Source organism: Helicobacter sp. 13S00482-2, from assembly GCF_002272795.1.
Taxonomy (GTDB): domain Bacteria; phylum Campylobacterota; class Campylobacteria; order Campylobacterales; family Helicobacteraceae; genus Helicobacter_J.
The window spans coordinates 1-463 of record NZ_MLAT01000091.1 but is presented as its reverse complement, the minus strand read 5'-3'; the positions used below and the strand labels follow the sequence as shown (position 1 = coordinate 463).

Annotated in this window: 1 protein-coding gene; it reads left to right on the top strand. The window is 25.3% G+C overall.

Features of this window, described 5'->3' with window-relative positions; all coding sequences use genetic code 11:
• Positions 1–206: 206 nt before the first annotated feature.
• Positions 207–463, top strand: a 257-nt coding sequence (locus BKH42_RS09820) for a hypothetical protein (RefSeq protein ID WP_219349872.1), incomplete at its 3' end; no start/stop codon positions are given.

Sequence of the window (463 nt, the reverse complement as noted above, 5' to 3'; positions counted from 1 at the left end):
TATTTATAATTATTTTTATTATTGGCTTATTTGTTGCTATTGCACAAACAATAAGCTATTATATTGATGGTTATTCTATTCTATTCTATGGCACTCTGTTCTATTATATTGTATCATATTATATTATTATAATATATTATATTTATCTAAAAATAAAATATGGATTCAAAAATATAAATTTTAATGAGATAAACTTAATATTTTTTATGGGTGCTTTTTTATTTTTTTTATGTTTCATTTGGATTCCATACCTAGATGATGATTTTAGAGATATCCCAAAATACTCCTTTGTAATAGCCCTCATAATTTATTATTTACTATTTCCCATCAATCTCATCATTCGATTCAGAGCCTTCATCAAAAAACGCAGAAACAAAATCAAAGAAGAAAACCCACATGATGAACCCAAAAATCCTGAAACAGTGAAGATTCTAGAAGATGTTATGAAACAAAGGAGAGGAGA